This is a genomic window from Arthrobacter sp. sptzw32 (assembly GCF_059089735.1).
The window spans coordinates 404,554-426,676 of record NZ_JBNHEZ010000001.1; the positions used below are offsets into that span (position 1 = coordinate 404,554).

The window sequence follows — 22,123 nt, forward strand, 5'->3', positions numbered from 1 at the left end:
AGTCAACGCGGTCAGTGCATGCCGCGCAGCAGCCTGGCCAGTACCGGCACGTTGACAGTGTTGGGAGCCGGCCCGGACGCCAGGAACTCCTTCAGGCCCCGCACCATTCCGGCTGCGTTAACGATCCTGACCGTCTCCAGTGCGCCGGCTGAGCGGCGGTGCTGGTCGATCACCGGCTCGTGCAGGTTTCCTCCCGGGCTGTGCACAACAGTCCAGCCGGTGACATTGAGTTCCGGGAAGATGTCCTGCATGGCCCATACAACGTGTGCCAGTTGCGGCGGGGCTACCGAGCGTCCGCCATGGTTCAAAGTCCTGCCGTCCCAGGCATAGGCGCCCTTGGGCAAAAGCATGGAGCCAATCAGCGCCAGCCGGTAGCCGGACAGCACGGCGTGGTCGATGTGGCTGTTGTCCGCCGGTGACTGGAGCCCGTTGATAAGACGCGCCGCCGGGATGGCGGGCAGCACCTGGCGGGTCAGCAGCTGGACGGTGCGCATTTCCCGTTGGATCCGCGCTTCAGCGCCGAAGATCCCGCGCTTCCGCGGCATGCCGTGGACCTGCTGACTGGCTTCAGACAGCGGGATCAGGGGGACCCCGCCGTCGGCCGTGGAACCGAAGGGCGGGACGTAGACCGGAGGGTCACCGGCGGTGTTGCGGCTGCCGCCCGGCCTGTGGACGGTGGCGGAGGCCCTGCTGCCCGCCGGCGGTGCGTCAAAGTGCGGCTCCGCGTCCGTTTTCGCCCCGGCCGTGCCGGCCGCGTAGGAGCGGTCGTAGGCTTTCCTGCGCTGGGGATCGATAAGGGTTTCGTAGGCGCTGGTTACGCGGCGGAAGGCGGCCGCGTCCCCGCCGTGGTCCGGGTGGGCGGTGCGTGCAGCACGCCGATAGGCCACCTTGATTTCTTTTTCCGTGGCAGTGACTGCCACGCGAAGCACCTGATAGTGGGAGCTGCTCTCGGTCAAGCACTCATCCTTCTGTTGGTGTGGCCATCCGCCGGGCAGCCCTGTGGGCCCAGCTTATCGGCCTTTGCCCTGACAACGATCGCCCCGGTGTTGAGGGTTCCCGGCCTCCGATTCAGGCGGGGCTGCGTCTGGACTCGTCAAGGTTGCGGCCCGCGGCGGCGGGGCATTGGAACGAATCGGAGTGGGGGTGGAAGAGCGGACGACGGCGGGGCGGGCCCCCAGTGCCTGGCCGGGAAAAGCGCCGGTGACGGCATGCGGATCAACCAGTCGGTGCTGGTAAAGGGTGATGACCGCGCGTCCATGGTGGCCCCCCCGCCGTCCAGCCAGCGTGGTGTCGCTAGAATTGGAGGGTGCCCGTTTACCTCGACCACGCAGCCACCACGCCACTTTCTGCCGAGGCGCTGGCTGCCCTGACGCGCGAGCTGGCCCGTACCGGAAACCCGTCTTCCCTTCATGGCTCCGGCCGCAGGGCGCGCAGAGCTGTGGAAGATGCCCGCGAAGACCTCGCCGCAGCGGCGGGCGCCCATCCTTCGGAAGTCATCTTCACCTCCGGCGGCACCGAAGCGGACAACCTTGCCGTCAAGGGCCTCTATTGGTCCAGGACGGGGGAGAACCCGGCACGGCGGCGCGTCCTGTGTTCCGCCGTCGAACACCACGCGGTGATGGACACCGTCGAGTGGCTGGAACGGCACGAAGGCGCGGAGGTCACCTGGCTTCCGGTTGACGCAGAGGGAGTGTTGGATCTGGCCTTCCTCGAAGCGGAGCTATCCCGGGACCCGGACACCATTGCCCTGGTGACCGTGATGTGGGCCAACAACGAGGTGGGAACCATCCAGCCCATCGGGCGCGTAGTGGAACTCGCGCACGCGGCCGGTGTTCCCGTCCACTCCGACGCGGTCCAGGCCTTCGGATCGTTGCCCGTTGACTTCAAGGCCTCGGGCCTGGACGCCATGTCCGTCTCGGGACACAAAATTGGCGGACCGGTAGGAGTAGGTGCACTGCTGCTGGGAAGGTCGGTGATACTTACCCCGGTCCAGCATGGCGGGGGCCAGGAACGCGACGTCCGCTCCGGCACCCTGGACACCGCTTCCATCGCCGCGTTCGCGGCTGCGGCCAGGAGTGCCACTGCGAGCCTCGGCCACGAATCCGCCCGGATTGCAGCTCTTCGTGACCGCCTGATCGACGGCGTCCGGGACCGGGTGCCGGAGGCAGTTTTGCGCGGCCCGGCCGGGAACGGCCGCCTCCCGGGAAACGCCCACTTTACCTTTCCCGGCTGCGAAGGCGACTCTCTGCTGTTCCTCCTGGATTTGGCGGGCGTGGAGTCATCCACCGGGTCCGCCTGCACAGCGGGGGTGCCGCGTCCCTCGCACGTGCTGCTCGCCATGGGGCTGGATGAGGAGACCGCGCGCGGGGCGCAACGCTTCACGCTGGGGCATGCCTCACGGGATGAGGATGTGGACGCGCTGCTGGCGGCGCTTCCCGATGCGTATTCGAGGGCGCGGCAGGCAGGCATGGCCGGCCATGAGTCCTCCATCCAGACCGCCGGCACCGTAGCCCGACAGGGTTTGGGCAGCCGCTGACATTGCCTTCCCGGCAGGCCGTAGAATAGATAGGCGAAGATCGTTTCCGCAAGCGTGCCTGCCTTTCCAACAACCTTTTTGGCAGCACCGGTAAAGCGGTCCGCAGCGCCGGCCACGAGCCGGAAAAGAACCCCAACAGGAAGCCAAAATGCGAGTTCTAGCAGCCATGAGCGGCGGAGTTGACTCCGCCGTCGCAGCCGCCCGCGCCGTCGAGGCGGGACACGACGTCGTCGGGGTCCACCTGGCGCTGTCCCGCATGCCCGGCACGCTGCGCACCGGAAGCCGGGGCTGCTGCACCATCGAGGACTCCCGTGACGCGTGGCGCGCCTGCGACGTCCTGGGAATTCCGTACTACGTGTGGGACTTTTCCGAACGCTTCAAAGAGGACGTTGTCCAGGACTTCATCGACGAGTACGCTGCGGGCCGAACGCCCAATCCGTGCATGCGCTGCAACGAACGGATTAAGTTCGCGGCGCTGCTGGAAAAGGCCATAGCCCTCGGCTTCGACGCCGTCTGCACCGGACACTATGCCAAGGTCATCGAGGACGCCGACGGCAACCGTGAACTCCACCGTGCCGCAGACTGGGCCAAGGACCAAAGCTACGTCCTGGGCGTCCTGACCCACGAGCAGCTTAAGCACTCGATGTTTCCGCTGGCCGAGACCCCCTCGAAGGCTGAAGTGCGTGCAGAGGCGGAACGGCGGGGCCTCTCGGTGGCCAACAAGCCGGACAGCCACGACATCTGCTTCATCCCGGACGGCGACACCGCCGGCTGGCTGGCCGAAAAGATCGATATGTCCACCGGTGACATCGTGGACGAAACAGGCACCAAAGTCGGGGAGCATCCCGGCGCCAACGCCTTCACCGTCGGCCAGCGCCGCGGCCTGAAACTGGGTACTCCAGCAGCCGACGGCAAGCCGCGGTTCGTCCTGGAGATCCGGCCCAAGGAAAACAAGGTGGTGGTCGGTCCCGAGGCCCTGCTGGCCATCGACGAGATCCGCGGCATCAAGGTGTCCTGGGCGGGACTGCCTATCGCGGAGGTGGAGACCGGCGCGGAGTTCGACTGCTACGCCCAGGTCCGCGCGCATGGGGACCCTGTCTCGGCGACCGCCCGCATGGAACTTCCCGAAAACGGGCCGGACGCTGCCGGCGGACAGTTGGTAGTCAGGCTGACCAACCCCCTGCGCGGCGTGGCCCCCGGGCAGACCGTGGTCCTTTACCAGGGCAGCCGGGTCCTCGGCCAGGCAACCATCGACGCCGCGCGCTCCCTTCAGCGAGCCGAACTCTAACCGCACTGGCAGACTCAAACGCCGCCCCGTTCCGCCGGGGCGGCGTTCTTTTTTGCGCCGGTCGCCGGGAAGTGAACAGGGCCCAGGTAAATATTGTGTCTCAACTCACTAAATTAGCGCTTGTGGGGGTTGACTCTCTGATTGAATCTAGCCATCAGCACAGCCCGCTCCCGCCTCAGCAGAGGCACCCTACAGGGGTCGGCGGGGCGCGCACTCATCGAACAGAGAGTTCACAGATGACGAAGAGCAACAGGACACTGCACGGCGCGATCGCGCTGGCAGGTATCTCGGCACTTGCACTGACGGCCTGCACGGGCCCCTCAGGCGGCGGCGGAACATCAACCGGCGAGGCCGGCGGCGGTGCCATCACCTACGGAACCACTGACAAGGTCGTCACGCTGGATCCAGCCGGTTCGTACGACGGCGGCTCGTTCATGGTGATGAACCAGATTTACCCCTTCCTGCTTAACTACAAGCCCGGTACCGCCGACGCCAGCCCCGACATCGCCGAGTCAGCGTCCTTCACCAGCCCCACCGAGTACACGGTGAAACTGAAGCCGGGCCTGAAGTTCGCCAACGGAAACACCCTCGACTCCTCGGACGTCGTCTTCTCCTTCAACCGCGTGAAGGCCATCGACGATCCCAACGGCCCCGCCTCGCTCCTCTCGAACATGGAGAAGATTGAGGCGACGGACGCCAACACTGTCGTGTTCACCCTCGCCGCCGGAAACGACCAGGTGTTCCCGGGCGTCCTTGCCTCCAACCCGGGACCGATCGTGGACGAGCAAGTCTTCCCCGCGGACAAAATCATGGACGACGACGCGATCGTTGCCGCGAAGCCGTTCGCAGGCCAGTACACGATCGAAAGCTACAAAAAGAACGAGCTGATCAGCTTCAAGCCCAACCCTGACTACCAGGGCCTTCTGGGTGCGGCCGCCAACGACGGCGCCACACTTAAGCACTATGCTGACCCGAACAACCTGAAACTCGATGTCCAGCAGGGCAACATCGACGTCGCCGGCCGCATCCTCACCGCCACCGACGTCTCGGACCTGGAAAAGGACTCCAAGGTCAAGGTCCACAAGGGCCCCGGCGGTGAGCTCCGCTACATCGTCTTCAACTTCGACACCATGCCCTTCGGCGCGAAAACTCCGGAGGCTGATCCGGCCAAGTCCCTGGCCGTCCGTCAGGCTGTCGCGCACCTCGTTGACCGCGATGTCATCGCCTCCCAGGTTTTCAAGAACACCTATACTCCCGTGTACTCGTATGTCCCCAAGGAATTCGAGGGAGCCACGGAGCCGCTGAAGAGCCTCTACGGTGACGGCAGCGGCAAACCCAGCCTGGACAAGGCCAAGAACGTCCTGGCCGACGCCGGCATCACCTCGGTGGTTGACCTCAAACTGCAGTACACGGACCGCTACGGCACATCCGCCGCGGACGAGTACGCCCTCGTGAAGGAACAGCTCGAGAAGTCCGGCCTCTTCTCCGTGGACCTCAAGTCCACGGAGTGGACCACGTACACCAAGGAACGCCGGGCTGACGCCTACCCGGCCTACCAGCTCGGCTGGTTCCCGGACTACTCGGACGCGGACAACTACCTGACCCCGTTCTTCATTCCCGGCAACTTCCTCGGCAACCACTACGAAAACGCCGCCGTGACGGACATTGTGAAGAAGCAGCTGGTGACCACCGACAAGGCGGAGCGGAGTGAACTGCTGGGCCAGGCCCAGGAAGCCATCGCCAAGGATCTGTCCACGTTGCCACTGCTGCAGGGTGCCCAGGTGATGGTGGCGGGAACGGATGTCCAGGGAGTCGAAAAAACCCTTGACCCCTCGTTCAAGACCCGTCTTGGCGTGATGTCGAAGTAGGTCAACCGCCGGCCGGTTATGACCGCACGCGGGGCGGGACGCCTGCACGGCGTCCTGCCCCAACGTGCTGGCTGCGGTCCCGCACTCCTGCGCCGCTGTGCCGGCAACCACAACCTTAGGTACCCATGACAACACTTATCGACGCGCCCCCAAACGCGGACGGCCTGCTCCCGCCCACAAAGAAAACTTCCGGCGGAGGGCTGGGCCAGTACATCCTGATCCGGTTCCTGCTGATCTTCCCTACGATCTTCATCCTCGTGACCATGGTCTTCTTCCTGATGAGGATCACCGGTGACCCCATTACGGCAGCGATGGGAGGCCGGCTCCCCGAGGACCAGCTCCAGGAGCGCATCCAGGCGGCCGGCTACGACCGGCCCCTCCTGATCCAATACTTCGAATACCTCGGCCAGCTGGCCACCGGCAACTTCGGCCGCACCCTCACGGACAACCGGGCTGTCGTCGAAATGCTCACCACCTATGGCTCGGCGACCCTGGAACTGACCATCAACGCACTGCTCGTCGCCCTCCTGGTGGGGATCCCCCTCGGAATGGTTGCTGCTCACCGCCGGGACAAAGCACCCGACGCCGTCCTGCGGGTTTTCGCCATCCTTTGCTACGCCACTCCCGTGTTCTTCGCGGGCATGCTGCTCAAGCTCACCTTCTCCGTCTGGCTGGGCTGGCTCCCGGTGGCAGGAAGGGCTAAAACATCCAGCGAGCTCGCCCTGACGTCACTCGAGGCGCCCACCGGGATCTACTGGCTGGACGCGCTTCGCAGCGGAAACGTGGCTGCGCTTACGGACGTCCTGGCCCACGCTGTCCTTCCCGCGGTGGCACTGGGACTCCTGACAGCGGGAATCTTCCTCCGCCTTGTCCGGACCAACGTGATCGGAACCCTCGGCAGGGATTACGTGGAGGCCGGCCGGTCCAGGGGAGTCAGCGAATTCCGCCTGGTCACCAAGCACGCCTACAAGCCCGCCCTGATCCCCATCATCACCGTGATGGGCCTGCAGATAGCCGTCATGCTCGGCGGCGCGGTGCTGACGGAAAAGACGTTCGAATGGAAGGGCCTGGGCTTCCAGCTGGCCAACTACCTCACGGCCCGCGACTTCGTCGCCGTCCAGGGCATCGTGGTGCTGCTCGCCATCATCGTGGCCATGACCAACTTCATCGTGGACATCATCGCCGCGCTGATCGATCCCCGCGTGAGGTACTGACCATGAGCATCCCAGCTGTACCCGTCCCCATGGAAAGTCCCCGGGCCCCCTGGTACCGGCGCCTTCCGGTCATTTCGCATTACAACAAGAGCGTCGGGCTCCAGCGCGGCATGCTGGTGGCGGGACTGGTCCTCACCGGAGCTTTCATCCTGACCGCTCTCTTCGCCCCGCTGCTCGCGCCTTACGGCTTCTCCCAGCTTTCCGACGCCGACGGCAACTTCCCCACGCAGCAGGCACCGGGCGGCAAGCACCTCCTCGGAACCACCGTAGGTGGCTACGACGTCCTCTCCCGGGTGGTCTGGGGAGCGCAGACGGCGATCCTGGTAATCGTCGTCGCCGTGGCCATGTCCATCGTTGTGGGTGTCGTGCTTGGGTTGGTCAGCGGCTACCTGGGCGGGTGGCTGGACCGGATCCTGGTAGTAATCGCCGACGCCGTTTACGCCTTTCCGTCGCTGCTGGTGGCCATCGTGATGGCCATCGTCATCAGCGGCGGCCAGTCCAGCCTCATCGGCGGCATCTTCGCCGCAGGCACAGCCATCACGCTGGTATTCATCCCGCAGTATTTCCGCGTCATCAGGGCCGAGACCGTCAGGTTGAAGGCCGAGCCGTTCGTTGAGTCAGCCAAGGTGGTGGGGGCCTCAAACGTCCGCATCATGAGCCGCCACATCTACCGGAACGCCACCCGTACCCTGCCGCTGATCTTCACGCTCAACGCCTCCGAAGCCATCCTCACCCTTGCCGGACTGGGGTTCCTCGGGTTTGGTATCGAACCCAGCTCCGCCGCGGAATGGGGCTTCGACCTCAACAAGGCGCTCGCCGACACCACATCCGGGATCTGGTGGACCGGCCTGTTCCCCGGCCTGGCCATCGTGCTGAGCGTGGTGGGCCTGACCCTGGTGGGTGAGAGCATCAACGACCTCAACGATCCGCGCCTCCGTGGCCGCAAGAGCACGGGCGGCAGCCCACCGGCGCCCGCGGACACCAACGCTATTGAAACAGAAGTGAGGGCATCATGACCGTCAACCTCGACCCGTTGTCCGGCAGGCAGCCTGGCGAACACGATTCCGGTGGCGGCCGCCCGGTCCTCGACATCAACCACCTCCAGGTCACTTTCGCCACCGACGGCGGCCCGGTTCACGCCGTCAAGGATGTCAGCCTGGAGGTTCGAAAGGGGGAGGTGCTCGCAATTGTGGGAGAGTCCGGCTCGGGAAAAACGGTCACAGCCAAGACGATTCTGGGGCTGCTGCCGGAAACCGCCAGCAGTTCCGGTGCCGTTGTGATCAACGGGGCTGACGTCATCAGCGTCAGTGCTTCCCGCCTGCGCCAGATCCGGGGCCGTGACGTGGCCATGGTTTTCCAGGAACCGTCCACGGCGCTGAACCCGGTATTCACCGTGGGCTGGCAGATCGCCGAAGGCATCCGCGCGCACGCGGGTGGCGGCGGGAAGCGTGTTTCGGCCAGGGACGCCAAAATGCGGGCCATTGAAGCGCTGCGCAAAGTCGGCATCCCGGATCCGGAGCGCCGCGTCAACTATTACCCGCACCAGTTCTCGGGCGGACAAAAGCAGCGGGTGGTCATCGCCGCGGCGCTGGCCCTGAATCCCGGGCTCATCGTCGCCGATGAACCAACCACCGCGCTGGATGTCACCGTTCAGGCCGAGATCCTGGAACTCCTCCGGGACCTGCGGGACAAGTACGGCACATCCATCGTGCTCATTACCCACAACATGGGGGTGGTGGCAGACCTCGCGGACCGCGTGGTGGTGATGTACCAGGGGGGCGTTGTGGAGGAAGCGCCTGCCCGGACCCTGTTTGCGGAACCGCGGCAGGACTACACCCGGAAGCTGCTGGCCGCGGTACCGCACCTGGGGCACCACTCCGCTTCGAAAGGCCTGACCAGCCGGGCGCACCAAAATGAGGAAGTCCTGGTGGAAGCGGGCAACCTGACCATCGAGTACCCGGGCCGGCTGGGAACACCGGCTTTCAAGGCCGTCGAGGGGGTCAGCTTCACCCTGTCCAGGGGAGAAGTGTTTGGACTGGTGGGGGAGTCCGGTTCCGGAAAGACCACCATCGGCCGCGCCATCGCAGGGCTCAACAGGACCACCGGCGGCAGTCTGCGCGTGCTGGGCTACGAGATGCTGAACCTCCGCGAGCGCACCTTCAAGCCGCTCCGCAAGGACATCGGCTTCGTGTTCCAGGATCCGGCGGCCTCCTTCAACCCGCAGCTGACCATCGGGGACTGCATCGCCGAACCTATGGTCATCCACACCAGACCCAGCCCGGCGCAGGCACGCAAACGCGTCGGCGAGCTGCTTGAATCAGTCCAGCTGCCGGCGTCGTACGCAGGACGCTACCCCCATGAACTGTCCGGCGGCCAGCGCCAGCGGGCCTCCCTTGCACGAGCGCTCAGCCTGAATCCGCGGCTGCTCATAGCCGATGAGCCCACTTCGGCCCTGGACGTCTCGGTGCAGGCCAAGGTCCTGGAGCTGTTCAAGGACATCCAGCAGGAGTTCGGGTTCGCCTGCCTGTTCATCAGCCATGACCTGGCGGTGGTGGACACCCTGTCCTCCTGGGTGGGCGTGCTGTACAAGGGCAGGATGGTGGAGCAGGGGATCGGCAGCGACGTCATGGGCAGTCCGCAGCACGACTACACACGGCGGCTCATCGCGTCCCTGCCCGTACCGGATCCGCAGGAACAGGCCAGGCGGCGGGAACAACACCGGGCGCTGCTCGGCATCTGAGGCGCTGTTGCCCCGGGTTCAGGTCAGCGCCGGTGCCGGGCCCCGGCGCCGGCGCTTAACACCCGGTCGAAAGCGGAGCCCTCCCATAGACTTGAACCATGACGCAGCACAACCTTCACACTCCTGGCTCCGATGACTTCGACCCCTCCGCCAGCTCACTGGCCGGCCAGGTGGACAACTCGGTGATGGCTGAACTGCTCTCCATCCGCTCCAGTATCGACAACATCGACGCCACCCTGGTCTATCTCCTGGCCGAACGTTTCAAGGCCACCCAAAAAGTGGGGTTCCTGAAAGCAACACACCGGCTGCCGGCCGGCGACCCTGGCCGCGAGGCAGCCCAGATCGCCCGGCTCCGCAGGCTGGCAGAAGACGCCCACCTGGATCCCGCGTTCGCGGAGAAGTTCCTGAACTTCATCATCGGTGAGGTGATCCGGCATCACGAGGCGATTGCCGAGGACCATGAAGCCGCGTCCGGTCAGCACCCGCAGGCATCAGCGCTCGCGTGAGCATCAGTGAACGGCATCAGGCAGGTCCCCGCGCCGCCGGCGGGAACCAGGCACCGCCGCAGGAAGTAACAGCAACCGGGCTGGGGCCGTGGCCAGGCGAAGATCCGGTGGAGGCAGCGAAAATCATCCGCGGGGAGCTGGGCAGCCCCCACTTGCCGTTCCTCGCCGAACTGCCGGACCGTGGCGTCGGTTCAGATGCAGTGGGGCGCACCGCCAGCCTCCTGGTGGAGTTGGCGGTGGACGTCCAGCCCTACGGTTGGCGCCTGGTGGACCGGCCCGGCAAGGACTTCCGCCGCGCCGCTTCAGCCCTTGCCACTGACATCAACATTCTGGCCGATGTAGCGGGGGCCGAGGAAAAGCCGGCGGACGAGGTCAAGGTCCAACTGGTGGGTCCGCTCAGCCTCGCGGCCAACCTCCACCTGCACAGCGGCGAGCGCGCCCTTCTCGACTACGGGGCACGCCGGGACCTGGCTGCTTCACTTGCTGCCGGCGTCGGGCTCTATCTGTCGCGGGTGTCGGCGGCTGTGCCTGGTGCCCGGCTGGTGGTACAGGTGGACGAGCCTGATATCGCAGCGATCCTGGCCGGCACCATCCCCACCTCCAGCGGTTACCGCACCCTGCGCGCCGTAGGGGCTTCGGAGGCGCGGGAGTCCTGGCGGGTGGTACTTGACGCTCTGCGGTCCGCCGGTGCCGCCGAGATCGTTATGGCTGTTCCTGAGATTGAGGCGCCCTTTGAACAGATCCTGGCGGCCGGAGCTGACGGTATTGCCGTTCCGTTGAAGGCCCTGACTTCCCGGCAGTGGGAACAACTGGCAGGCGCCGTGGAATCCGACAAGCGTCTGTGGCTTGGCGCCCTGGACGTCACGGGGAGCTCCCTGCCGAGGGTGGCCGACTGCGTGGAGGCAGTGTGGCGCCCCTGGCGGCAGTTGGGCCTGCCGGCAGAATCCCTCAGCGCCCTGCGCGTCACGCCGTCTGCCGGACTCGCCGGGGGCAGCCCGGCCCAGGCCCAGGCAGTCCTTGGCCGCCTCACCCAGCTGGCTGACGGGCTGAACCAGGTGGCCCAGGGGTAGCGGCAAAACACACTGCCAGTGCAGGCAGGGGAGCGGGGCTCAGATCCGGTTTTCCCAGCGGTCCGGCTGGGCGTACCACGGCAGGAAGCTTTCCGCGGAGCTGCCGCCGGTGTAGCGGCGCAGACGGTAGTCGAAGCTTCCGGCGTAGACCAGCACCAGGCCGATCTGGGGCTGGATCACCTTGACCTGGATATGGTGCCTTCCGTTGTCGCCGTCGGCCGGGTCCCACCACTGTTCCGCGTAGGCTTTGGCGTCCAGGGCCGCGGGAAGGGGAATGCGGAGGGGGCCAAGGAAAAGCCGGGAAGCTTCGGAAACACCGCGGAGCCGCCCCTCCGGCGTTACGCCCAGATTCAGGTCCGTCACGAGCCGCCGGTACCGGCCCACGTAGTCCACGAGCTGCGGCTCCCCGTTCCTGCGGGTCACGCTGGTGGTGTCCTGGAAGATCCTTTTCCGGCCGGGGAAACGGATCTCACGGCGGGCCGTCAGGCTGGAACGGCCGAAGGGGTCCTGGTGGGCGTGGTTCTCGATCCGGAACGGAATGTTTTCACCGTACTCGGGGAAAAACGCTTCTTCTCCGCCGGTGAGCCGCAGCAGGGGACGCAGCCAGTCCTGCCTGCAGCCGACGACGTCGAAGGTACCCTCGCCTACGCCGTAGTGGCCGCTGCCTGGAACCAAGGAAAAGTACTCCTGCAGTTCGGGCTGCAACCGGTGGAAGTCCGTTCCCAGGGCCTGCTGGTAAATCGGTAAGTTCATGAAGACCTCCTTCTAAGGGGCACGGACAGCAATGGTGACTTCACAATCTACCTGCAGCCTTGAGCCTGATGTACATGTCAGCCAGCCGGGGCGGCAGTTCCTGCGGCTCGGCGTCGACCACCTCCACGCCGTGGTGCCGGAGTTCGGCTGTTACCGCGGCGCGCTGCAGAAGGGTCCGCTCGGCAGCGGCGGCGCGGAAGACGCCCGCGGCACTGTTCCGCTCCCGCAGCATCAGCCCGAGCTGGGGGTCCCGGACTGCTGCGACCACCACAACGTGCCGTCGGGCCAGTTGCACGGCCGTTGGAATGAGGCCTTCCTCGGGCGCACCGCCATCCAGGGCGGTCAACAGCACCACCAGCGACCGGTGGACGGTGACGGCGCGGATCTGGCCGGGGATCGCTGACCAGTCCAGTTCAATGAGTTCCGCCTCCAGGGGGGCCATGGCCTGGACCATTTGACCGAGGAGATTACCCTGTCCTGCAGTACCCGCCCTGGCCCGGGTTCGGCGGTCAAAGGCCAGGAAGTCCACCCGGTCACCGCCCCTCTCCGCGAGGACTCCCAGCAGGAGGGCCGCTTCCATGCCCGTATCAAGCCGCGGCTCGTCGTCGATCCTTGCCGCAGACGTCCTGGACGAATCGAGCACCATCACTACCCGACGGTCCCGCTCCGGCCGCCAGGTACGCACCACCACCCCAGACCGGCGCGCTGTTGCCCGCCAGTCGATGGAGCGGACGTCGTCGCCGCGGACGTAGTCACGCAGGGAATCGAACTCGGTGCCGGCGCCCCTGATCTGGACGGCAGCCTTGCCGTCGAGTTCGCGCAGCTTACGCAGTTTGGACGGCAGGTGGCGCCGGGAATGAAAAGGCGGCAGGACCCGCAGTAACCCGGGGCAGTCGAGGGTCCGCTGGCGGGCGGCCAGCAGCAACGGGCCGAAGGAGCGGATGGTGATGTGCGGGGCTTTGAGGTCGCCGCGGCGGACGGGCTGCAGTCGAACGGTGACGCGCCGGCCTTCCCCGGCCGGAACGTTGATGGCCTGCAGAGGATTTTGTGCCCCGGCGGAGGGCTGCCAAGCGTCCCGCAAAGTCCCGCGAACCCGGCGCCGTCCCTCGTTCCGGACAGTGACCCCCGGGACCGCTGTCCCATGCAGGGTCACGTTGCCGGCATCCTGGCGCGCAACGTGGACCTGGCGAAGCGAGCCGGCCAAAATTAGGTCCCCGGCCGCCAGTGCCAGCAGAAGGCCGGTTGTGAGGAGGACAGTTCCCCACCCGGGCAGCAACAGGACCGGCACCAGGCCCAGCAGCACCAGAATTACAAACCGCCCGGAAACGGCCATCAGCGCGGGACGGGCACGGAGGCGAGGATGGTGGCCAGGACGTCGTCTATCCGGACCCCGTCCATCTGCGCCTCGGGCTGCAGCGCCACCCGGTGCCGGAGGCAGGGCAAGGCCAGCGCCTTAACGTCATCCGGGGTGACGAAGCCCCGACCCGACAACCATGCCCAGGACCGGGAGGCGTTAAGCAGCGCAGTCGCGCCGCGGGGTGAGACGCCCAACTGGAACGAGGGCGCCGAACGGGTGGCACGCACCAGGTCCACAATGTAGCCAATGATTTCGGGCCCGACCGCAACGGTAGCCACAGCGTGCCGGGCCCGCTCCAGCGCCGCGGCCCCCGCCACTGCCCGTACACCGGCGGCGGCCAGGTCCCGGGGGTCGAATCCGGCTGCGTGACGCCTGATGACTTCCATCTCATCCCCGCGCTCCGGCAGCGGCATGGTGAGCTTGAGCAGGAACCGGTCCAGCTGCGCTTCGGGGAGGGGATAGGTGCCCTCGTACTCCACCGGGTTTTGGGTGGCGGCCACGAGGAAAGGTGAGGGCAGCGGGCGGGAAACGCCGTCCACTGAAACCTGCCGCTCCTCCATGGCCTCGAGCAGCGACGCCTGCGTCTTGGGCGGTGTCCGGTTGATCTCGTCAGCCAACAGGAGGTTCGTGAACACGGGTCCTTCCCGGAACGAGAACTCCGAGCTGCGCGAGTCGTACACCAAAGACCCCGTGACGTCCCCCGGCATCAGGTCCGGGGTGAACTGCACACGCTTGGTGTCAAGGCTCAAAGCTGCGGACAACGCCCGGACCAGCAGGGTCTTTGCCACGCCCGGCACTCCTTCCAGCAGCACATGCCCCTGGGAAAGCAAAGCAACCAGCAGGCCGGTGACGGTTGCGTCCTGCCCCACCACAGCCTTTGCCACCTCATGGCGCACGTCCAGCAGCGCCTGCCGCGCCGCATCATGGGTGTTGTCAAGGACCCGGGGGCCGCCGCCTTGTTCGCTCATCGGCAGTTGACCTCTTTCTCTAAGGCGTCCAGTTCCTGAGACCAGGCCATCAGCCTGGACTCGGTGCCCGGACGTTCGTCAAGGAGTTGTTTGATGTCATGGGGCGGCCGGTCCAGGAACCGCGCCGTGGCCTCCGCCGCCTCATCGGCGGTAGCACCCGGCCCCAGCCGCAGCTTCCGCGCCAGCCGCACCAGGGTTCCGGCCCGAAGGTTGTCCCGTGCCTGTTCGACCGCATGCGAGTCGTGGTACAGCCGCGCCCTGCCCTCTGCAGTCTCCACGGCCTTGACCACCACCGGCAACGGCTCGAACACCAGCGGGCCATGGCGCCGGCCCCGCCACACGATCGCAGCCAGGGCCACCAGGGCGAGCCACAGGCCAAGGAAGCGTGCCCAGGCCGGCGCGAGCTCATCGAGCGTTTTCGGGGATACCGGGGTATCCAGGTCCGCCACGGACGGCAGGTACCAGACCAGGTCCTGTGAGCTGCCGAGGGTCCGGATTCCGAGGGCTGCGTTGCCCAGTTCATCCAGCCGTTCGTTACTGAGGATCGCCGTGCTGCCCAGGACTGTAACGTGCCCGTCCCCGCTGACGGCGAGCAGCCCGGCAGGGGACGCGGCCGGCCGGTAACAGGACGTCCCGCCGTCATACACAAAACCTGACCCGCTGTGAACCGGGCCCGCCGCTTCCGCATCAGCAAAGGAACAGCCCGGTTCCAGCACCGAGGACGCCTCAGGTACAACACCGGCCTGGCTGATCCCGGTGCCGAGCGCGGCAAGTGTCTGCAGCCGGGGCGTCACAACCACCAGGCGCTTCGCCGCGGCGGACAGTTCGCGCAGGCGGGAGTCATCAAGGAACCCATCCGGGTCGTACAGCAGGAGCGTGGGGGAATCACCGGCAGCCAGGGCGCTCATCGCTTCTTCGAACGTGGCAGTGTCCTGGATATGGACTCCGTGACGGCCCAGGATTTGGCCGACAGCCCGAGCCCCGTCCGGTCCGGGGTTATGGATGGACAGTGGAGTTCCGTCGCCGTGAGGCGCCAGTTGCCCCCAAATGACCAGTCCCAGCGCCGCGGCCACAACGGCTGCGAAGGCCCAGCACCGGCGGAGCCACCCGAACGTACTCCGGCGGGCAGTTCCGGATCCGCTTGTGCTGCTTTCTGTGCCGGGGACCGTAGAAGTCATCACAGCGCCGCCCGATCCTGCTGCCTGATGTCATCCTGCCGGCCGAGGCTTTTGGCGGGCCTCTGTACCTCGAGATCCTGGTCGAGGCCGGCCATGGCCTGGTAATCATCACTGGCCGCTGCCCAGTTGCCGTAACGGACCGCGTCAAAGATGCCGGCGGCCTGGTTCAGGCGGGCCGCTTCCGCCGGGAAAGGAACGGACAGGGCGAGCACCACCTCATCGGCGGTGCGGCCCGGCTGCGGATCCAGCACAGTACGGTCTTCCGCCGAGCGGACCAGCGCACGGAAACGGTCGACGACGGCGTCCCCCCACTTGCCTGCCGCGGCTGAAGTCTCCGCACACTTCCGGTAGTCCGCAGCGGTCAGTTCGCTGTCGGGCTCGAACACTTCCGTCCGGTGCCGGGTTTTTGGGTTTAGGCGGGGCCGGGCCAGGATCACGGCGGCGGCGATAATTACTGCGATGACGATCCCGATCACCGGGCCTGGTACCGGACCCGCTTCGCCTGAAGGTCCGTCCAGGGTCAGCAGCCAGTCAAGGAAACTGCGCCACAGCGAGTCGAGCCAGCTTGGTTCAGCGTTACGGTATTCGGCTTTGGCAAGTTCCTCGACCGCCCATCGCCGGGCTTCCCCGGCGTCGGGGAGCACCGGAGCTTCAGCGTCCATCCGGCCAGGCTCCGCCGCGGCCCGCCCCGGGAAACATGCCCGGCCCCGGTGCAGCCATCCCGCGCCCCGGGATGCCTACAGGATCTGCGCCCGTTTCGAGCAGCCGGAGCAGGGCGAGGTCCAGTCCGTCCTTCCGCATCCGAAGATCCATGTAGAGCAACGCCATCACCGATGTCTGGAACGCAAAACCGACGGCACCGATCAGTGCAGCCAGGACGGCAGTCGCCACCCCCACCGCAACCGCCATGGCGACTTCCTGTCCCGTGCCGCCGTGCGGGGAGATGACGCCGCCAAGGAAGGTTGGCAGCAGGCTCACCGGAATCATCACCACCTGCCCGATGACGCCCACCATGATGCCCACCACCAGGGTGATGCCGAAGATCCGCCACCAGTTTCCCCGGGTCAGGGACCAGGAGCGGCGCAGGGCGGCAACCGCTCCGAGCTCTTCGATGACGACGGCGGCCGGCGCCACCATCAGCTTGATATAGACCCATACAAACATGGCAAAGAAGGCCGCCACTACGGGAATGAGCAAAAGGGCGCCGGTGCCTTCCAGGCCGGCGGCCAACGCAACTGCCATGCCGGCCAGCACCAGGAAGGAAAGCAATCCCGCCGCCATCATCAGGGCGGCCAGACGGACCAGCGCCCATGCACGGGAACGGGCAAGGCCCCACATCTGCCGGAACCCTGTAGGGCGGTTGAGAATGGACCGGGCCACCGGTACCACCATCGCGCCCTGGAGCACTGCCGAGATAAAAAGCGTCAGGACTACCACCACCAGGACGGCGGCCACAAACCCCAGGGCGAGTGACGCGAGGCCTGCGGGGCCAGCGTCCTGCGCCCAGGCCTCGACGGAGACCAGGGATGTGGCTGTCACGGCCGTGATGACTGCGGCGAGGATGGCGGCGAGCGATTGCGCCAGCACGGCCGCGCCCAGCATTGCTTTTGCGTTGCGCCGGATTGTGTGGAAGGACCCGTCCAGGATTTCGCCGAACATCAGGGGGCGCAACGGGACGATGCCGGGTTTGGGCGGGGCCATATAGCGGGGCTGCCCGTAGGCCGGTCCTTGGTATGAGGGCCGGCCGTAGGGTGGGCTCTGCTGCGGGGGCAGGGGAGTGCCCTGCTGCCCTGGCTGCAATCCCCAGGAAACCTGGCCACCCCACTCAGGCTGACTGCCCCTGGCCTGCGGCGTTCCCCACTCCGGCTGACTCCGCGCTGCGGGCGGCACACCCCACCCGGGGTGCCGGCCCCACGCTGGGGGCGTACCCCATTCCGCCTCCCTTGCGGGGCGCGCGGGCTGGCCGTTTACGCCGGAAACACGTCCGTCGTCGTCGTGAGCATCGGCGCCAGGGCGGCCCTTGAAGCCGGGGTCCGTGCTGTGCGGGCCGCCATTGCCGGCCGGCCCCTCCCCGCCCAGGGGCTGCTGCGCGCCCGGTTCCTGTTGTGACACCCGTGTTCCTTCCCCCTGTACCAGTACCTCAGCCGCCGGCGCCCATGGATTAGCAGGCAGGGACGCCGGGGAATACCCAGGCATGAGGCCAGCCTATAGTTCGGCAGGCAGGCCTACCTAGCGTTCCGCCATGCCGCAACGCCCTGAACAGGACAAAGCCTGCCTGATAAGGGAATATATAACTATGAAGGCACGCATTCTGGTGGTAGACGATGACGAAGCGCTGGCCGAAATGATCGGGATTGTTCTTCGCAATGACGGCTTCGAGCCGGTCTTCTGCGCCGACGGCGCCAAGGCGCTCGACATCTTCCGTTCATCCCGGCCGGACCTGGTGCTGTTGGACCTTATGCTTCCCGGCGTGGACGGTATTGAGGTCTGCAGGCAGATCCGCTCGGAGTCTGACGTGCCCATCGTGATGCTGACCGCTAAGGCGGACACGTCGGACGTCGTCCGCGGCCTGGAATCCGGCGCCGACGACTATGTGCCCAAACCGTTCAAACCGGCCGAACTCGTGGCGCGCGTCCGCGCGCGGCTGCGGCCCGGCGACCAGAAAGCCCCGGAAACGCTGCGGATAGCCGACATCACCATCGATGTCGCCGGTCACACCGTGAGCCGGGGCAGCGAGCGGATTTCCCTGACGCCCCTGGAGTTCGACCTCCTGGTGGCATTGGCCCGCAAACCATGGCAGGTTTTCACCCGCGAACTGCTGCTCGAGCAGGTTTGGGGATACCGCCACGCCGCCGACACCCGGCTGGTCAATGTCCATGTCCAGCGCCTCCGTTCCAAAATCGAGCAGGATCCGGAAGCGCCGGAAGTTGTGTTAACGGTGCGTGGTGTCGGCTACAAAGCAGGGGCCTGACCCCGCAGTTCCCCAGGGGGGACCTGCCAACGCGCCCGGAGCGGAACAATCCTCGGAACCGCACGGCGCACCTGACGGGCCCGAGCCCGGCACGTCTCTGGAGCACAAGGCCCTGCACAACGCTGCGGAGCACACCGACGCCGTAACCGGCAGCTTCCACAGGTTGTCTTTCCGTACCCGGATCTGGCAGCGCCGCGCTTTGATCGTGACCCTCAGAGTAGCCCGGCTGGTCCGCACAGGATTCCGGCGGTTCCTTCCGGCACTCCGCTACCTGGGGCAGGTCCTGCACCAGCGGTGGCGCCGCTCCCTGCAGTTCCGTACCGTTCTCACCACGCTGCTCCTCGCGGTCACCTCGTTTGCGGTGGTGGGCGCGTACCTGTCGAACCAGATCGCCAACAACCTTTTCCAGGAGCGGCTAACCCAGGCCGAGTCGGAGACACGCTACAACGTCAAGCAGGTCCAGGACACGTTCGACGGCGCCCAGGTCACCGACCAGTCCAGCGTGATCACCCTGGTGTACGACACCCTCAACGCCGTGGAGGGCCGCGGCTCGGTGATCCAGCGCAGGTATGTCTTCGAGGCCATGCCCGAACAGACAAAGCCCCGGAACCGGTGGGTGGAGTCACGGGCCTCGGATCAGCTGACGGTCAGTGTTATTCCGCCCGAACTGCGCAAAGCCGTACAGGAGTCCGGAAAGGACCAGTACTGGGCCTCCACCGTGATCCCGGTTGGAACCGAGGACCGTCCCGGCATCGCCGTGGGCAACAAAGTGACCTTCAACGGAACCGTGTATGAGCTGTACCTGATTTACGACCTCAACACCGCCCAGCAGACCCTCGACGAAATTCAAAGCGTGCTGTGGGCCGGCGGCGCCGTGCTGGTCCTGATGATCGGCGCCATCGCCTGGTATGTCACCCGCAACGTCGTCAGCCCCGTCAGCCACGCTGCCATGGTCTCCGAGAAACTGGCGGCAGGCCAGCTGCAGGAGCGCATGGTGGTCCGCGGCGAAGACGAGGTGGCCCGCCTGGGCGCCTCCTTCAACCACATGGCAGCCAGCCTCCAGGAACAGATCACCCAGTTGGCCACGCTGTCCCAGATGCAGCAGCGCTTTGTGTCCGATGTTTCCCACGAACTCCGGACGCCGCTAACCACCGTCCGGATGGCCGCGGAAGTGCTTTACGACGCCAGGGAAGAATTCGATCCCATCAACAAACGTTCCGCCGAACTCCTCTACAACCAGGTGGAGCGGTTCCAGTCCCTCCTCTCCGACCTGCTGGAGATTTCCCGCTTCGATGCCGGCGTGGCCATGCTCGACGCCGAGCCGGAGGACATCCTGCAGGTGGTGGCCCACGTGATTGAAGGAGCGGCTCCCGTCGCCGCCGAATACGGCTCCGAGATCATCCTGAGCGCCCCTTCCGGTGCCATCATTGCGGAAATGGATGCCCGCAGAATTGACCGTATCCTGCGCAACCTCATCCTCAACGCTGTGGAACACGGCGAAGGGAAACCGGTGAGGGTCACCGTGGCAGCGAGCCAGACCGCCGTCGGAATAGCCGTCAGGGACTATGGAATTGGCATGGCGCCGGCTGAAGCGGCCCGCGTCTTTGACAGGTTCTGGCGCGCAGACCCTGCCCGTGCCCGCACCACCGGAGGAAGTGGACTCGGCCTGTCCATTGCCATGGAGGACACCAAGCTCCACAACGGCTGGCTGCAGGCGTGGGGGAAGAAGGGCAGCGGAGCGAACTTCCGGCTGACGTTGCCCCTCCGCCAGGGCGAGGACATCGATAAGTCGCCGGTCCAACTGGAACCGGAGGACATCACTATTCCCGGCGAAAGGGACAACCGGAACATGCTGGTGCTGGAAGCCGGCGGAGCGCCGCTTGCTCCGGCGTTGCCGTCGAAGGAGACCACATGACAGGCCACGCCCCCCGCCGGGCCAAGCCCGTAGCTTTACTGCTGGTCCTGCTGGTGGCACTGCTGGCCGCATGCGCCCGCATTCCCACTTCCGGGCCGGTGGGCAAAAGCAGCGAGGGAAGCGCCGGCAACCTCAGCGCGCCCGTGTTCCTGCCGGCGGCGCCGCAGGCAGGCGCTGCGCCCGAAACCATCATCGACTACTTCTACCGGGCCGGCAGCGGCTACGAGGACGATTACGCCGTCGCACGGCAATACCTGACCCAGGCATCGTCGGTTTCCTGGAAGCCGGACCAGCGTGCCCTTGTCTACCGCGAGGCCAGGGTGGTGGCAGCGGAGGCCGAGAATGTCTACAACTACGAACTCGACGTCGCCTACACGGTCGACGCGGACGGCATCGCCACCCAATCCCCGCAAGGAACGGTGGAAAAGATCCCGGTAACGGTCACCCAGGTGGACGGGGAATGGCGCATCTCCGCCCTTCCGGACGGGACGGCTATTGCTGAAGAGACGTTCAAGGTTATTTACGGCGCCTACCCCATTTATTTCTATGACCCGAGCTTTACGTACGCGGTGCCGGACGTGCGCTGGTTCATCAAGAACAAGACAGTGAAGGCCATGACCAGCGCGCTGCTTGCAGGGCCCGCCCCGTACCTTCGTGGTGCCGTAGTAAGTGCCTTTCCTTCGGGGATAAAGCTCGCCCGCGAGTCCGTGCCGGTCGTCTCAGGGGCGGCCCAGGTGGACTTGACTGCCAAGGAACTGACAGAATCTTCGCCCGAGGACCGCCTGCGGATGCAGATGCAGCTGACCCTGACCTTCCGCAGCCAGCCGGACGTGGTCAACGTGGAGCTGCGCGCAAACCAGGACCTGATCCGCGTGGAGGACAACGGCTCGGTGCTGCCGCCCACGTTGGACAAGAGCGTGCCACCGCGCCAGATCGCGGTCAGCGGCAACGAACTGGTGCGGTACGAGAACAACCGGGTGTCGCCACTGCCGGACATACAGCCGGTGTCTTCCCTCAATCCGCGGTTCCCCGCAGAATCCCAGGTATCGCAGACCGCGGCCTTCCTCAACGACAGCCGTACCACTCTTTACAGCATCAGTCCCGGCCAGCCCGCACGGGCCCTGACCACGCGGAGCACCCTGACCGGGCCGTCCTTCGGGCCGAATGACTGGGTGTGGTCTGCGGGGCCGGGAGCATCGGGGGAAACCGAAGTTGTTGCCTACCGCCCCACCGGTGTGGCCGAGGGAGCCAACGTTCCGTCAGTGACCCTGGCACCTGCCTGGCTGGCTGGACGAACCGTGAAGGACCTCCGGATTTCGCGCGAAGGAGTGCGGGCGCTGGTGATTTCCGAACAAAACGGGAAAACCCGCGTGCAGGTGACCGGCATTATCCGGGCCGGGGACGGAACTCCCCGTGAGCTGACACCGCCGGTCACCCTGGCCACCGACAGCGAGCCGGACCAGGGCGTTTGGGTCAGCGACACCACTATCGCGGTGATGAGGGGGGCGGCGGCATCAAACGTTACTCCCGAACTGCTTTCCCTCACGTCGGGACAGCCCCAACAGCTGGCCCCGTGGCCCGGACTCGTGGCACTGAGCGCCGGCAACGGTCCCGAGGAGATCTACGCCCAGTCCGCCGAAGGCATCTTTCAACGGTTGGGCAACGGCTGGTCCCCGCAGATCAAGGGTCCCATCGACCCGTCCTTCCCCGGCTGATGCCGTAACCCCAGCGGGCTTTGAGACGCCCGTCACCCAGGGCG

Annotated in this window: 18 protein-coding genes; 11 read left to right on the forward strand and 7 right to left on the reverse strand. The window is 66.2% G+C overall.

The window, feature by feature from the left end; translation table 11 throughout:
• Positions 1-11: 11 nt before the first annotated feature.
• Complete coding sequence (locus tag AC5RVN_RS01920; protein ID WP_494041789.1) at positions 12-956, reverse strand: J domain-containing protein; 945 nt, start codon at positions 954-956, stop codon at positions 12-14.
• Positions 957-1,306: 350 nt separating this feature from the next.
• Between AC5RVN_RS01920 and AC5RVN_RS01925 the strand changes: the two genes are divergently transcribed.
• The 8 genes from AC5RVN_RS01925 to AC5RVN_RS01960 all read left to right on the forward strand — a co-directional run bounded on the left by AC5RVN_RS01925 (position 1,307) and on the right by AC5RVN_RS01960 (position 11,222).
• Positions 1,307-2,536, forward strand: coding sequence for a cysteine desulfurase family protein (locus AC5RVN_RS01925; RefSeq protein ID WP_494041788.1), 1,230 nt, complete (start codon positions 1,307-1,309; stop codon positions 2,534-2,536).
• 148 nt (positions 2,537-2,684) lie between these two features.
• Positions 2,685-3,824 carry a tRNA 2-thiouridine(34) synthase MnmA gene (mnmA, locus tag AC5RVN_RS01930; RefSeq protein ID WP_494136909.1) on the forward strand — a complete coding sequence of 380 codons (1,140 nt, stop codon included), beginning with the start codon at positions 2,685-2,687 and terminating at the stop codon, positions 3,822-3,824.
• 236 nt (positions 3,825-4,060) lie between these two features.
• Positions 4,061-5,692, forward strand: a complete 1,632-nt coding sequence (locus AC5RVN_RS01935) for an ABC transporter substrate-binding protein (RefSeq protein WP_494136910.1) — start codon at positions 4,061-4,063, stop codon at positions 5,690-5,692.
• A 125-nt stretch (positions 5,693-5,817) separates the two neighbouring features.
• On the forward strand, positions 5,818-6,906 hold the full coding sequence (locus tag AC5RVN_RS01940; RefSeq protein ID WP_494136911.1) for an ABC transporter permease: 1,089 nt from the start codon (positions 5,818-5,820) through the stop codon (positions 6,904-6,906).
• A 2-nt stretch (positions 6,907-6,908) separates the two neighbouring features.
• Positions 6,909-7,922 (forward strand): ABC transporter permease, encoded by a 1,014-nt coding sequence (locus tag AC5RVN_RS01945; RefSeq protein ID WP_494136912.1) that lies wholly within the window; start codon positions 6,909-6,911, stop codon positions 7,920-7,922.
• The gene (locus AC5RVN_RS01950; RefSeq protein ID WP_494136913.1) at positions 7,919-9,646 is read left to right on the forward strand and encodes an ABC transporter ATP-binding protein; all 1,728 of its coding nucleotides are present in this window, start codon (positions 7,919-7,921) and stop codon (positions 9,644-9,646) included. Before AC5RVN_RS01945 ends, AC5RVN_RS01950 begins: the two co-directional genes overlap by 4 nt.
• A 98-nt stretch (positions 9,647-9,744) precedes the next feature.
• Entirely contained in the window at positions 9,745-10,152 is a 408-nt protein-coding gene (locus tag AC5RVN_RS01955) for a chorismate mutase (protein ID WP_494136914.1), read from the forward strand.
• A complete protein-coding gene (locus AC5RVN_RS01960) occupies positions 10,149-11,222 on the forward strand; it encodes a uroporphyrinogen decarboxylase/cobalamine-independent methonine synthase family protein (protein WP_494105420.1) in 1,074 nt (357 codons plus the stop codon). Before AC5RVN_RS01955 ends, AC5RVN_RS01960 begins: the two co-directional genes overlap by 4 nt.
• Before the next feature lie 39 nt (positions 11,223-11,261).
• On the opposite strand, the gene AC5RVN_RS01965 is transcribed toward AC5RVN_RS01960, so the two are convergent.
• Genes AC5RVN_RS01965 through AC5RVN_RS01990 form a run of 6 tightly spaced genes read right to left on the reverse strand, consistent with a single transcriptional unit; the run spans position 11,262 to position 17,590 of the window.
• Positions 11,262-11,975: a DUF4166 domain-containing protein gene (locus AC5RVN_RS01965; protein ID WP_494136915.1), complete on the reverse strand. Its 714-nt coding sequence runs from the start codon at positions 11,973-11,975 to the stop codon at positions 11,262-11,264.
• 40 nt (positions 11,976-12,015) lie between these two features.
• Complete coding sequence (locus AC5RVN_RS01970) at positions 12,016-13,308, reverse strand: DUF58 domain-containing protein (RefSeq protein ID WP_494136916.1); 1,293 nt, start codon at positions 13,306-13,308, stop codon at positions 12,016-12,018.
• Positions 13,308-14,300, reverse strand: coding sequence for an AAA family ATPase (locus AC5RVN_RS01975; protein WP_494136917.1), 993 nt, complete (start codon positions 14,298-14,300; stop codon positions 13,308-13,310). Before AC5RVN_RS01975 ends, AC5RVN_RS01970 begins: the two co-directional genes overlap by 1 nt.
• The gene (locus AC5RVN_RS01980) at positions 14,297-15,478 is read right to left on the reverse strand and encodes a DUF4350 domain-containing protein (protein WP_494136918.1); all 1,182 of its coding nucleotides are present in this window, start codon (positions 15,476-15,478) and stop codon (positions 14,297-14,299) included. Before AC5RVN_RS01980 ends, AC5RVN_RS01975 begins: the two co-directional genes overlap by 4 nt.
• Positions 15,478-16,140, reverse strand: coding sequence for a DUF4129 domain-containing protein (locus AC5RVN_RS01985; RefSeq protein WP_494136919.1), 663 nt, complete (start codon positions 16,138-16,140; stop codon positions 15,478-15,480). The genes AC5RVN_RS01980 and AC5RVN_RS01985 overlap by 1 nt, the downstream gene beginning before the upstream one ends.
• Positions 16,130-17,590 carry a DUF7847 domain-containing protein gene (locus tag AC5RVN_RS01990; RefSeq protein ID WP_494136920.1) on the reverse strand — a complete coding sequence of 487 codons (1,461 nt, stop codon included), beginning with the start codon at positions 17,588-17,590 and terminating at the stop codon, positions 16,130-16,132. The genes AC5RVN_RS01985 and AC5RVN_RS01990 overlap by 11 nt, the downstream gene beginning before the upstream one ends.
• Before the next feature lie 184 nt (positions 17,591-17,774).
• Here AC5RVN_RS01990 and mtrA point away from each other — a divergent pair, with 184 nt between their 5' ends.
• From mtrA to AC5RVN_RS02005, 3 genes are all read left to right on the forward strand, one after another.
• Positions 17,775-18,449, forward strand: coding sequence for an MtrAB system response regulator MtrA (gene mtrA / locus AC5RVN_RS01995; protein WP_494041774.1), 675 nt, complete (start codon positions 17,775-17,777; stop codon positions 18,447-18,449).
• Between the two features lie 163 nt (positions 18,450-18,612).
• Positions 18,613-20,364, forward strand: coding sequence for an MtrAB system histidine kinase MtrB (gene mtrB, locus AC5RVN_RS02000; protein ID WP_494137090.1), 1,752 nt, complete (start codon positions 18,613-18,615; stop codon positions 20,362-20,364).
• On the forward strand, positions 20,361-22,079 hold the full coding sequence (locus tag AC5RVN_RS02005; RefSeq protein WP_494136921.1) for an LpqB family beta-propeller domain-containing protein: 1,719 nt from the start codon (positions 20,361-20,363) through the stop codon (positions 22,077-22,079). The genes mtrB and AC5RVN_RS02005 overlap by 4 nt, the downstream gene beginning before the upstream one ends.
• Positions 22,080-22,123: the final 44 nt, after the last annotated feature.

Excerpts from the sequence above, each read along its gene's own strand:
- AC5RVN_RS02005 (WP_494136921.1), top strand. The coding sequence starts at position 20,361 with ATGACAGGCCACGCCCCCCGCCGGGCCAAGCCCGTAGCTTTACTGCTG.
- AC5RVN_RS01965 (WP_494136915.1), bottom strand. The coding sequence starts at position 11,975 with ATGAACTTACCGATTTACCAGCAGGCCCTGGGAACGGACTTCCACCGG.
- AC5RVN_RS01975 (WP_494136917.1), bottom strand. The coding sequence starts at position 14,300 with ATGAGCGAACAAGGCGGCGGCCCCCGGGTCCTTGACAACACCCATGAT.
- AC5RVN_RS01940 (WP_494136911.1), top strand. The coding sequence starts at position 5,818 with ATGACAACACTTATCGACGCGCCCCCAAACGCGGACGGCCTGCTCCCG.
- mnmA (WP_494136909.1), top strand. The coding sequence starts at position 2,685 with ATGCGAGTTCTAGCAGCCATGAGCGGCGGAGTTGACTCCGCCGTCGCA.
- AC5RVN_RS01935 (WP_494136910.1), top strand. The coding sequence starts at position 4,061 with ATGACGAAGAGCAACAGGACACTGCACGGCGCGATCGCGCTGGCAGGT.
- AC5RVN_RS01970 (WP_494136916.1), bottom strand. The coding sequence starts at position 13,308 with ATGGCCGTTTCCGGGCGGTTTGTAATTCTGGTGCTGCTGGGCCTGGTG.
- AC5RVN_RS01955 (WP_494136914.1), top strand. The coding sequence starts at position 9,745 with ATGACGCAGCACAACCTTCACACTCCTGGCTCCGATGACTTCGACCCC.
- AC5RVN_RS01985 (WP_494136919.1), bottom strand. The coding sequence starts at position 16,140 with ATGGACGCTGAAGCTCCGGTGCTCCCCGACGCCGGGGAAGCCCGGCGA.
- AC5RVN_RS01950 (WP_494136913.1), top strand. The coding sequence starts at position 7,919 with ATGACCGTCAACCTCGACCCGTTGTCCGGCAGGCAGCCTGGCGAACAC.
- AC5RVN_RS01945 (WP_494136912.1), top strand. The coding sequence starts at position 6,909 with ATGAGCATCCCAGCTGTACCCGTCCCCATGGAAAGTCCCCGGGCCCCC.
- AC5RVN_RS01980 (WP_494136918.1), bottom strand. The coding sequence starts at position 15,478 with ATGACTTCTACGGTCCCCGGCACAGAAAGCAGCACAAGCGGATCCGGA.
- mtrA (WP_494041774.1), top strand. The coding sequence starts at position 17,775 with ATGAAGGCACGCATTCTGGTGGTAGACGATGACGAAGCGCTGGCCGAA.